Genomic DNA, 12,501 nt, shown 5'->3' with positions numbered 1-12,501 from the left:
GGGGAGGAATAAAGTATGACTAACACAAATCAATGCATAAATTTGGATGCAGTCGTTGTCGGAGCAGGTTTTTCGGGATTATACATGCTATATCGCCTACGGGAGGCGGGATTTTCTACCCGTACTTTTGAGGCAGCAGCTGATGTTGGGGGTGTATGGTATGCGAATCGTTACCCTGGAGCAAAATGCGACTCAGAAAGCATCATTTATAATTATACTTTCTCTGATGAGCTGATTCAGGAATGGACATGGACTTCTAGATTTCCAGAACAAGCGGAAATATTAAAATATCTTAATTTCGTAGCAGATAGGCTTGATTTGCGCCGTGATATTCAATTTAATACACGCATTACGTCTGCTCATTACGATAAAGAAAATAAAAATTGGAAGATTCAAACGGAAGATGGCACTACCTTGATTGCTAAGTATTTCATTACAGGAGTAGGGTGCCTATCTGCCTCCAATATACCTAATTTTAAGGGCATAGATAGTTTCGAGGGTGAGGCATACCACACTGGGCACTGGCCACATGAGAAGGTAGACTTAAGCGGGAAGCGGGTCGGTTTGATTGGTACGGGTTCAAGCGGAATACAGGCTATCCCAGTTATTGCGCAAGAAGCGGGTCATCTTACTGTCTTTCAGCGGACTCCAGCGTACAGTACTCCAGCGAGAAACTATCAGTATGACCCAGAGTTTATACGTCAAACTAAAGCAAACTATGAAGAGATTAGGCAGCAAATACGTTGGTCCAAAATGGGCTATCTTCATACGGTAGTCAATAATCGATCAGCCCTGGAAGATACACCGGAAGAACGTCAGCAGGAATACCAAAAGATCTGGGAAAGAGGGGGACTAGGGTTTAGCCAAACATACAATGACCTGTTGGAAAACGGAGAATCCAATGAAACTGCTAGTGAATTTATCCGCTCTAAGATAGGTGAAATTGTAAAAGACCCAAATGTGGCCGAGAAGTTAAAGCCAAGCTACTACTATTCTGCAAAAAGACCGGTCCTGGATACTAATTATTATGAAACATTTAATCGTGATAATGTTACCTTGGTTGATGTGAAGGCTGCGCCAATTGTGGAAATTACGCCTAAGGGGATAAGAACTGCAGAAGCGGAGTATGAACTCGATGTCATTGTTTTTGCTACTGGCTATGATGCGATGACTGGACCGTTGTTTAAGATAGATATCCGTGGTAAAGATGGGGTGTCACTAAAAGAGAAGTGGGATAACGGGACACAAACTAGAACATACCTCGGTCTTGCAAATGCCGGTTTCCCTAACATGTTTATGATTACTGGTCCTGAAAGCCCTTCGGTACTGTCCAATGTACCAGTATCTATAGAACAGCATGTAGAATGGATTGGTGATTGTATCGAGTATCTTCGTGAGCATAATATTGAAACGATCGAGGCAAATGCAGATGCGGAAGAGGCTTGGAGTAAACATTGCCGAGAGTTGGCTGAATCCACGCTTCTTACTAAGGTTGACTCTTGGTACACTGGCGCGAATATTAAAGATAAGCCGCGAGGATTCCTCATTTATGTCGGAGGTGTTGGGGAATACCGTAAGATATGCGACGAAGTAGCGGCAAAAGGTTACGAGGGCTTTTCTTTAGTAGACGCATCCAACAGAATGCCGGTTCCTAAATAACAGTATTAGGTTATACATGAATGTGTTTTCGTTAGTCGGAATACCCACTACTATTCTATTGAAAAGAATTTGTATGCGTTTCCAAAATGCGCATGCGTAGGGAAAATTGATGGTATCATTCAGGTAAGTTTCATTTTAATGAAAAATTATACATTAATAGTTATATTTACAGATTGGATGTGTTGTGGAATGTATATCAATGGCGAATGGTTGAAAACAGATCAGGTATTTGAAGTGAATAACCCAGCTACAGGGGAAAAGGTGGATACTGTTTATTTTGTTGGCGAAGAAGAGACAAACCGAGCAATTGAAGCCGCAGAGAAGGCGTTCCCTCAATGGGCTGCATTCACAGCAGAACAGCGCAGTTCCTATTTATGGAGAATTGTTGAGAAGCTACAAGAAAAGAAGGAAGAATTGGCTCAAATCATTACAAAAGAAATGGGAAAAACAATTCACCATGCCCGGCAAGAGGTAGGGTCGACTATTGCCTTCTTTCAATGGTACGCCGAAGAGGCGCGCAGAATTTACGGAGATATCATTCCTCCATCAATAGCTAACAAACGTATCCAGGCGATTCGGCAGCCCATCGGTGTTGTAGGAGCCATTACGCCTTGGAATTTTCCGTTATCCATGGCAGCTAGAAAGTTGGGGCCAGCTTTGGCTACCGGTTGTACAGTGATCCTGAAGCCTTCGAAAGAAGCCCCGTTGTCTTCGATTGCGTTATTTCAAATTTTTGATGAAATAGGTTTGCCAAAAGGAGTGGCTAATCTCGTCATCGGAAGTTCAGGTCCCATAGCCAACGCACTCATGAACAGCAAAATCGTAAGAAAAATTTCCTTTACCGGTTCTACGGAAGTTGGAAAAGTTCTTATTGCTCAATCTGCACATACTGTTAAACGCGTCTCGATGGAATTAGGAGGACATGCTCCTTTTATTGTTTTTGAAGATGCTGATATCGACTTAGCTATTGATGGCTTGTTAAGAAGTAAATTTGGCTCCAATGGCCAACAATGCATATGTCCAAATCGCATTTATGTCCAGGAAAGTATTTACTCGGAATTTGCTGAAAAGTTGAAAGAAAAAGTTCAAAACATCAAAGTAGGTAACGGTTTAGATGAACAAAATGAAATGGGACCACTGACAAATGAAGCAGCTATCGTAAAAATACAAGAACAGGTGGATAATGCTGTACGCCTCGGGGCATGTATCCTTAATGGTGGGAAAAGGCTGTCAGATGGAGCTTACTCCAATGGATATTTTTACGACCCGACAGTTTTGTCTGATGTAACGGATGATATGCTGATTACCAGAGAAGAAACGTTTGGACCTGTCATTCCGCTTTTAAGGTTCCAAAGCGAGGAAGAAGTGATTAAAAGAGCGAATGACATTGAATATGGACTTGCCTCATATTTCTTTACGAATGATCTTTCCCGTAAGTACCGTGTTTCCGAACAATTGGATTACGGTATGGTTGGAGTGAATGATGCTATTCCCTTTGCAGTCCAAGTTCCATTTGGCGGCGTAAAAGAGAGCGGGATGGGACGAGAAGGCGGAAAGTATGGCTTGGACGATTATTTAGATATAAAAATGATTTCCGTACAGATTTAATGGATTACCGATTCAAATGAAATATAGCCTTGATGTCTCATCAGAAGTGAAAATTCATATTTTGTAGTAGTTAGCTTTTAGTTTTAGAATGATTGGTTTTTATTTGCTAGTAAGGCATATGAGAATAGGAGGTTTCGCATATGCCTCCTTTCACCTTTTTCTTGAAGGACCGAATGAGGCGCTATTACTTGTTTGTTGTTAGTATCCCCTTGATTTGCATCTCATTAGTGATATGGAAATCATTATAAATTTAACCGTATATATCAATTATTGGGGGGGAAGAATGCTTATGCGTTGGTTTGTGCTGATTATTCTATTTTTTGGATTCTTAATTAATTTTGCTGATAAGAGTTTTGTTGGGATTACTGCTGCTCCAATAATGAAAGAATTGGGTTTATCGTATGCACAATGGGGGATTATTGGGAGTAGCTTTTTTTGGATTTTTCCAGTAGCTGCAATCGTTGTAGGGATCCTTGTGGATAAATTCAGTTCCAAGAAGATGATCAGTTATATGCTTTTGGCATGGTCAATTCTTCAGTTAGTTGGAGGCTATGTGATTTCCGGATTCTCTACGATTTTAGTGTATCGTTTGATTCTTGGCGTTTCTGAAGGAGGGTACGCTCCAGCATCTCTAAGGCTTTTGTTTTCTTACTTCCCTACCGATATGCGAGCACGAGTGACAACTATCTTCACTGCTGGTTCAACAATTGGAGCTTATGCAGTGGCTCCTTTAGTTATCTTCCTAACTCAAATGGTTGGCTGGAGGCATTCATTTGCCATCATGGGATTATTCAGCTTGCTTTTGTTAGTTTTGTGGGGAGTATTCGTTCCTAAGAAAAGTCCAATGCTTCAAGAAATTAAGCAGCAAGAGCTCGTCACTACGCCAAAAACAAAAATTACTTGGGCGGAAATCTATCCTGTGTTGTTGTCACGAGCTTGCATATTTACTTTATTCGCCTCATTCGGATTCTTTTTCCTATCTGCTTGGATGCAAATATGGATGCCTGTTTACTTCGTACAAGTAGTTAAAGTTTCTGAAATGCAGATGGCGAATTCCATATTTATCATTGGGGGATCATCGGTTGTTCTCTCCTTTATCATGGCAACTATTTCCGACCGTATATTTAAAAAAACACAGAATCTTCGTATAGCACGAGTAAGCCTAACAGGGATTGGAATGGTAGTTGGCTCGTTGTTTTTAGGTTCTCTCTTTGTCATTCACTCACAAGTATGGTCGATCATTGCAATTACTATGGCATATGGACTTTCGTACCTAATTCTTTCGACCTCTCATATTATTATGAGCCATCAGCTACCTGAACGGACGTCCACTCTCTCTGGGATAATCGTTGCTTTTCAGAATGTGGCAGCGATGATCAGTCCGATTGTGACTGGATTTATTATTCAATATGCTGGGAAAGATAATGTGGTCCAAGGGTTTAATTATTCATTTTTGATGATTTCAGGCATCATTCTGACTGTTGGGTTGCTATTTTTGATCTTTGTTAATCCAGATCGAAAGAAGGAAAAATCCAATATTCCTAATATGGTCAAAGTACCATCCAGTTCTTAAAAATATGGATTTGATATATGTAATAGAAATCAACTTTGGAAGAGGAGGAAGAAAGGTGGTTCTTACAGGAAAAGTCGTATTAATCACAGGGGCTACGGGAGGAATTGGCAAGGAGACGGCGCGTTTATTTGCCAAGCAAGGAGCGAAACTTGCGTTAGTCGATTTGGATGACCAAGCACTAGAGTCACTTGCTAAGGAACTAGAATTAGAGGATTATTTACTTCAAACTGCTGATGTGACAAGTGAAGACCAAGTAGAGAATTTTGTTCAACAAACTAAGAAGAAGTACGGAAAAGTTGATGTTTTCTTCAATAATGCGGGAATAGAAGGAAAGGTTGCTCCGATTACAGAAACATCTTCCGAGGATTTAGATAAGGTGCTGAATGTCAATATCAAGGGTGTCTTTTTTGGTTTAAAGCATGTGATGGCTATCATGATGGAGCAAAGATCAGGAAGTATCATCAATTCGGCATCCATTACAGGGCTAAGAGGCTCCTTCGGTTTGGCTCCCTATGCTGCCTCTAAGCATGCAGTGCTTGGATTGACCAAAACAGCGGCCTTAGAATCAGCAGAAATGGGGATTCGCGTGAACGCAATCTGCCCCGGATATGTCGACACCCGAATGATGCAGGCCATCGAGGGGGGAAAAGGACCAGAGCATGTGAATCTGATGAGAGAAAGAGCACTAGCGAAGGTACCAATGAACCGCTATGCCCACCCGGAAGAAATTGCAAAGCTTGTTTTGTTTTTAGCTTCAGATAATGCTTCTTTTATCACAGGAAGCCATTATGTCATTGATGGAGGAAATCTGGCTTAAGATCGTGTGAAACAGCAGCCAATATGACGATTCAATTTTAGGGAATAGGTTACTTTGGAATCAAGCTTTATACTGTTTTAAATAAAAAAAGCAAGTGAGGGCTGCATCAGGTTGAAGAACATTGGATTTACTCAAAAAATTTGTTGACAACGGATGTGAAAAACATGTCAGTTAGCCATGAACAGAAAATAAAGAATGAGTATATTTTTTTCTAGCTTTGCAGTTTAGTGTCCTACTGACAAACATACTACCATGTTCAATGTAGCCCTCCCTTTCATCGCAAGGGATTTTGTCCTTTTACCTTCTCAAATTTCAGTTTTTATTTATAGTTTATTATTTGAAGATAAGTTGATTATGGGTTTCTCTTTTTTCATTAGCATATTTCTAATATTTCGGCACAAAGAAAATATTAGAAAAATCTTTAATGGAACAGAAAACAAGATAGGGAGAAAAAATAGAAATTTCGACTAAAATAAATACTCGCAATATGTATATCTGAATGGTGGTTCTGACAGCACTACTACTTTATGTTACCTAATTAACTTGTATTGGTTTTGATGCAAGAAATCTAATCAACTCTTTGTAAATTCTAATGTTCATAAAAGTACACTTTTACAGATTTATTTACTACCTTTAACAGGTTTTAAGAGCTTAATAAGGCTTGGAACCTAGAATAATACCAATGTAAGAAATACTTAGATGATAGAGTTGGGGAACAAGTACAGTATTTATAGAATTAACTCAAAGGGAGAAAGGTACTAATCCTAAAGGAAGGAGTCTACAGTAAATACGTTTTTTTACTCATGTTCCATTTCCTTACCTTTTTTTATCATTAGGTTCTGTTACTCAGATCCCTGTTAAATCAACACAAATAGAGGTAACTCATCACAAATCACCTCGTAAACTAGGTTTCGAATATTTCTTCTTTATTTTTTATACGTGTTTTATAGGTTCAAACAGATTCCTTTTTTGCTTTTTTCAGTGTACTAAAAAAGCTTCATGCCATGGCGGAATTCTGTGCATCTGCTTCACTTCGGAATGAACTGAGACTTTTTGCTTCACCTTGGCCATACGTAAATCTCGTTTGGCCAAGTTATTATCAAAGGGGACATCCATGTTTTCTACAAATAGTAAGACAGAATCTTGGTGTTTGGAAAGTCGATTCAATAACTTTTCCGCATTATGGTTGACCAAAGTCGTATTTTGCTTATATCCTTTTTTCAAAATAGCTAGATGGGTATCATCCATCCATGTGACTACCATGGAATTCAAAGGATCGTCTTGACACTCTCGCTGTTGCTTCGCCAAAAGAAGAAACGCGATCATATCCTGATTCCACGTTTGTTCTGTTCGTTTATAACCAGCTTTTAGGTCGCGAAGTAAATGAGCATTGCACACATTTCGGAACAGTATAATTCGCCGTCGTGCAGATTAAACTGGTCCGAAACATCAAACGTATGTCCCAATCGAGGAACGTTAAGTATTCATACGTTCGCCTAAAAATCAACCCTCCGGGTTATGTGAATACTTGAACTAACGAGTGTTGATTGGCCGGCTTTTGTTGTATGGTATGGATCAGAAGTAGGTATTATAAACCCTTTGTATGGATGAGCAATTTTACCTCTTGGCCATTTTAGAACGAATACACAAAAGTGTTAAAGAATAAGGTGCTTGCTGGAAAACTAGATATTGACTATGGAGGGGCATGATTTTTTACTAATGCGCATTAAGAAAAGGGAGAGATAAAAGATGGGAATGAAAGCGACTTCTGTTAAGGGACGATGTTTTAACTTAGAAGATTATGATACGACATACAAGTCATTTAATTGGTCGGAAGCGGAAAAAAGTTTCAGCTGGAGTGAAACAGGACTAGTCAACATGGCTTATGAAGCAATCGATCGTCATGCAGAATCAGACAAAAGGAATAAGGTAGCCCTGTATTTTTCTGATAAAGACCGAAATGAACAGTACACATTTCAAGATATGAAAGATTATTCCAATAAGGCTGGGAATGTTCTTAAAAAGGCAGTTGGTGTGGAAAAAGGAGACCGGGTGTTTATCTTTATGCCGCGATCGCCTGAACTTTATTTCGTCTTATTGGGCGCTATCAAATTAGGAGCCGTTGTTGGTCCGTTATTCGAAGCATTTATGGAAGCGGCTGTTCGTGATCGTTTGGAAGATAGTGAAGCGAAGGTTCTCGTTACGACATCTGAACTTTTGGGACGTGTTCCAGTTAATGAATTGCCGCATTTAAAGCATGTTGTCATTGTTGGAAGTGGTGTGAAAGAAGAAGGACTATATATTGATTTTTATAAGAGAATGGAAACGGCAAGCGAACATCTAGAAATCGAATGGGTAGATCGAGAAGATGGTCTTGTTCTTCACTATACGTCTGGTTCGACTGGAAAACCAAAAGGGGTATTCCATGTTCATAATGCGATGGTCCAGCATTATCAAACCGCAAAGTGGGTATTGGATTTAAAAGATGATGATGTATATTGGTGCACAGCGGACCCGGGATGGGTAACAGGTACTTTCTATGGTGCATTTGCCCCATGGCTAGTCGGTGCTACAAATGTCATCCGCGGTAGCCGCTTTAGCCCGGAGGATTGGTATCAAACAATCGAGAATTACGGTGTAACCGTCTGGTATAGTGCTCCAACTGCTTTCCGTATGTTAATGGGAGCGGGGGACGGACTTGTAACAAAATTCGATTTACGTTCACTACAACATATTTTAAGCGTTGGTGAACCGCTAAATCCTGAAGTCGTTCGTTGGGGGAAAAAAGTCTTTGACTTGCGCATTCATGATACATGGTGGATGACAGAGACAGGAGCACAGGTTATTTGCAATTACCCGTCAATGGAGATTAAGCCGGGATCGATGGGGAAACCAATACCGAGTGTTCAGGCAGCTATCGTTGATGACCAGGGAGAAGAACTGCCGCCGTACCACATGGGGAATTTAGCGATTAAAAAAGGTTGGCCGTCCATGATGAGAGCTATTTGGAACAACGAGGAAAAATATGAATCATACTTCTTACCAAACGACTGGTATGTATCCGGGGATTCTGCCTACAAGGACGAAGATGGTTACTTTTGGTTTCAAGGACGTGTCGACGATGTGATTATGACCGCGGGGGAACGTGTCGGACCGTTTGAAGTGGAAAGTAAATTAGTTGAATTCCCGGCAGTCGCTGAAGCGGGGGTTATTGGAAAACCTGATCCGGTACGGGGGGAAATTATTAAAGCATTTATTGCCTTAAGAGAAGGATATGAAGCTTCGGATGAATTGAAAGAAGAAATTCGTCTTTTTGTGAAAGAGGGACTTGCTGCGCATGCTGCTCCAAGAGAAATTGAGTTTCGTGAGACACTCCCGAAAACAAGAAGCGGAAAAATTATGAGACGTGTCCTAAAAGCATGGGAGCTCGATTTACCGACAGGTGATTTATCCACAATGGAAGACTAGAAAATAAGATAATTGGGCTAGATTTCTCACTTTTTTAGAGGAAGTCAGCAACCACCATCTCATTTGGAATGGATTAAGGAAATAAATAGGGAATGGTTACAATTACTGTCCCTATAAATGGAGGGTTAAAGGTGAATTTAGTATTATCAGGATTGCCTGGGGTGGGGAAAGGAACCCAAGCTCAACGTATTGTAGCAAAATACAGCATCCCTCATATTTCAACTGGAGATATGTTTCGTGTAGCAATTAAAGACCAAACATCGCTTGGAAAAGAAGCAAAAGAGTATATAGACGAAGGAAATCTAGTACCTGATGAAGTCACTGTAGGTATTATTCGGGAACGTTTAAACAAAGATGATTGTAAGAAAGGGTTTTTATTAGACGGCTTTCCGCGGACGAAAGCACAAGCTGTTGCTCTTGAGCAAATTTTAACAGATTTGCATCAATCCATTGATTATGTAATTAATATTGACGCTGATCAAGGAGAATTAATCGAACGGTTAACAGGTCGTCGAGTTTGTCGTAAATGCGGTTTTAATTATCATATTATCTTCAATGCACCAGAGTTAGAAGATGTTTGTGATAAATGCGGTGGAGAGCTTTTTCAACGAATAGATGACAACGAAAAAAAAGTTAGAAATCGATTAGAGGTTAACAATAAACAACAACGGCTGCTCCTTGACTATTATAAAGATAAGCAATATTTACTTACTATTGATGGTGATCAGCCAATTGATAATGTGTTTAAAAACATTGATCAGCATCTTCAAAATATTTCTCTAGCACAACAACAAATCTAAAAAAAGATTTACCTTATTAGCTTTCATTCATATCTTTGTATGAGAAATGAGAAACATCCATTAGTGTTGCAATATCAGGCAATGATTCTAAAGGATATACAGAAAATTATAAATATTTAAGGCGTGGAGAGTAATGAATAGAAACGAACAAATTAAAGCATTGGAAAAACAATGGTTAATGGAGGCTCGTTGGGAAGGGATAGAACGTCATTATTCTGCAGAGGAAGTTGTCAAACTCCGAGGATCCGTTCAAATTGAGCATACGCTTGCGAGAAGAGGGGCAGAACGTCTCTGGAACTTTTGAATGAGGAAGATTACATTAACGCATTAGGTGCATTGACGGGGAACCAAGCCGTCCACCAAGCAAAAGCTGGATTAAAAGCTATTTATTTAAGTGGTTGGCAAGTAGCTGCAGATGCAAACCTTTCAGGTAATATTTACCCGAACCAAAGTTTATATCCAGCAAACAGCGTACCTCACGTTGTAAAACGTATTAATCAGGCGCTTCAACGTGCAGACCAAATTCAGCATCTGGAGGAAGAAGGAGACATTGATTACTTCTTACCAATCGTGGCAGACGCTGAGGCAGGGTTTGGCGGTCAATTAAACGTTTTTGAGCTGATGAAAGAGATGATTGAGTCAGGTGCAGCCGGGGTTCACTTTGAAGATCAATTATCTTCAGAGAAAAAATGCGGTCACTTAGGTGGTAAAGTATTGCTTCCAACACAAACAGCGGTACGCAACTTAATTTCAGCACGTCTTGCGGCAGACGTCATGGGCGTCCTACTGTATTAATCGCACGTACAGATGCAGATGCAGCGGACCTCATTACAAGTGACATTGATCCTGCAGATCGTGAATTTATTACAGGTGACCGTACACCAGAAGGTTTCTACCGCACGCGTGCAGGAATCGACCAAGCGATCGCTCGAGGACTTGCCTATGCACCTTACGCGGATCTCATTTGGTGCGAGCCTTCAGAGCCGAATTTAGAGGAAGCTCAAAAGTTTGCCGATGCTATTCATGCTAAATTCCCTGGTAAAATGTTGGCTTACAACTGCTCACCATCTTTCAACTGGAAAAAGAAATTGGATGTCGAAACCATTGAAACATACCAACAATAAATTTTCAAAATAGGCTATAATAGTTAGACTAAAGTAGATATATCCCTAGATAGTAAAATACAATTAAAATCTAATTAACTAGGCAGCTTTCAGCAAGAAATTGAAAGCTGCCTTTATTCATATAGGAACGTAACTTATATAAAACAAAACATCTTATTGATAGAAAAAATCTTTATATTAATTTATAAGGGTTTCCAAAATGTTAATTTACTTTAACCTAACTCAAGTTACGTAAAGTATAATGCCTAACCCTAATGTCTTGTTACGTAACAGAAAAATTACTGGAGCAGTAGTTTTTTCTATTTTTAAGCTTTATACGTTATTCAATTTTAGTTAACATAATCACTCCTATTAGAACCTGACCACAACAAAACCCCTTGGCTTCCAAGGGGTTTCACAGCGTCCATTTTTATCGTTTATATAGGATTTTATACATCCTTGATGAATCAACGTTTTCGGCTTATAAAGAAGCCTAGCAGCTGCATAAGAAAATGAGGTTTTATGGTATCTCTTGTTGAACTAATCTGCTTCGTTAATACAATAAGCATAGTTAGGCTGTTATGTATAAATATAACCCTCTATACAATTCTACCTTGAGTAATGATTCAAAATGATTAATGAACATACTGCCAAAATATGCATTATTTAAATGCCAGAAACAGAAGAAGATAAGTCTTTTACTGTCATCGTGGAATTAGAGAATGAAGCTCCTGCATCTTAATATACTGAGTTTACAAAGAATGTATAGTCTTCTCATTTCGTGAAGACTATTTTTCTTGGATTAATTGCTCAACTGCTGGAATATCCGCCGGAGCCCACTTGAGCGAATCTAAGTTTTGTCTTTTTAACCAGATTAACTTTGAATGCTCACTTGGCGTTGGTGTTCCTTCAACTACTCTACATTTAATTGAGATCAAATTTATGATAAATGTGTCGTATTCATGAGTGTTGTCATTCAAAACTTCATTAAATGTCTCAATCTTACAGCCCAACTCTTCATCAATTTCTCTTTTTAGGGCTGAATAAATGTCCTCTTTCTCTTCCACTTTTCCACCAGGAAACTCCCACATATTTGGAATCGACATTTGTGGAGAACTAAGAGCACATAGAATGTCTTGTTGGTCGTTTTCGATAATGGCAGCAACAACTTTGACAAGCTTTTTCAAGAGAAATCCTCCTCTACATTTCACTAGCCATTATGATACCATTTTTGGTGGATAGGTGCTGCAATGGTCATTTTTTGTTTATTTTTTTTCGAAAAATTGACTCGAATCAAAATCCTAATAATATCTTCAAATCACTTTCTAAAATCAAGCTTTTAAACACTAATATTTATACGAAATTTTGAAGGTGTGCTTATTCAACAAACGGGCCATATTATGGAATAACTTATAGAGTTCCCACCAACAAATTTTGTTGGTGGGAACGGCGTTCTTTTAATGGGATCTTATG

8 protein-coding genes and 1 pseudogene are annotated in these 12,501 nt (G+C 39.3%); 7 read left to right on the top strand and 2 right to left on the bottom strand.

Features of this window, described 5'->3' with window-relative positions:
* Positions 1 to 15 precede the first annotated feature (15 nt).
* The 4 genes from KHA99_RS16970 (at position 16) to KHA99_RS16955 (ending at position 5,657) form a co-directional block, all read left to right on the top strand.
* Positions 16 to 1,659, top strand: a complete 1,644-nt coding sequence (locus KHA99_RS16970; protein WP_213118639.1) for a flavin-containing monooxygenase — start codon at positions 16 to 18, stop codon at positions 1,657 to 1,659.
* 189 nt (positions 1,660 to 1,848) lie between these two features.
* A complete protein-coding gene (locus tag KHA99_RS16965) occupies positions 1,849 to 3,267 on the top strand; it encodes an NAD-dependent succinate-semialdehyde dehydrogenase (protein ID WP_213118638.1) in 1,419 nt (472 codons plus the stop codon).
* Positions 3,268 to 3,550: 283 nt separating this feature from the next.
* Positions 3,551 to 4,840, top strand: coding sequence for an MFS transporter (locus tag KHA99_RS16960; protein ID WP_213118637.1), 1,290 nt, complete (start codon positions 3,551 to 3,553; stop codon positions 4,838 to 4,840).
* A 55-nt stretch (positions 4,841 to 4,895) separates the two neighbouring features.
* A complete protein-coding gene (locus KHA99_RS16955) occupies positions 4,896 to 5,657 on the top strand; it encodes an SDR family NAD(P)-dependent oxidoreductase (protein ID WP_307852081.1) in 762 nt (253 codons plus the stop codon).
* A gap of 978 nt (positions 5,658 to 6,635) precedes the next feature.
* Here KHA99_RS16955 and KHA99_RS16950 read toward each other — a convergent pair.
* Positions 6,636 to 7,055 carry an IS66 family transposase gene (locus tag KHA99_RS16950; protein WP_213118635.1) on the bottom strand — a complete coding sequence of 140 codons (420 nt, stop codon included), beginning with the start codon at positions 7,053 to 7,055 and terminating at the stop codon, positions 6,636 to 6,638.
* 351 nt (positions 7,056 to 7,406) lie between these two features.
* Between KHA99_RS16950 and acsA the strand changes: the two genes are divergently transcribed.
* The 3 genes and pseudogenes from acsA to aceA all read left to right on the top strand — a co-directional run.
* Positions 7,407 to 9,125 (top strand): acetate--CoA ligase, encoded by a 1,719-nt coding sequence (gene acsA / locus KHA99_RS16945; RefSeq protein ID WP_213118634.1) that lies wholly within the window; start codon positions 7,407 to 7,409, stop codon positions 9,123 to 9,125.
* A 131-nt stretch (positions 9,126 to 9,256) separates the two neighbouring features.
* On the top strand, positions 9,257 to 9,925 hold the full coding sequence (locus KHA99_RS16940; RefSeq protein ID WP_213118633.1) for an adenylate kinase: 669 nt from the start codon (positions 9,257 to 9,259) through the stop codon (positions 9,923 to 9,925).
* A gap of 133 nt (positions 9,926 to 10,058) precedes the next feature.
* Positions 10,059 to 11,046: pseudogene (gene aceA, locus KHA99_RS16935) on the top strand (isocitrate lyase); the annotation flags it as partial.
* A 770-nt stretch (positions 11,047 to 11,816) separates the two neighbouring features.
* Here aceA and KHA99_RS16930 read toward each other — a convergent pair.
* Complete coding sequence (locus KHA99_RS16930) at positions 11,817 to 12,215, bottom strand: (deoxy)nucleoside triphosphate pyrophosphohydrolase (protein ID WP_213118632.1); 399 nt, start codon at positions 12,213 to 12,215, stop codon at positions 11,817 to 11,819.
* Between the last annotated feature and the right edge of the window lie 286 nt (positions 12,216 to 12,501).

The sequence above is a fragment of the Neobacillus rhizophilus genome, assembly GCF_018343535.1.
Classification (GTDB): Bacteria; Bacillota; Bacilli; order Bacillales; family Cytobacillaceae; genus Neobacillus; species Neobacillus rhizophilus.
This window is presented reverse-complemented; position numbering and strand designations above follow the sequence as displayed.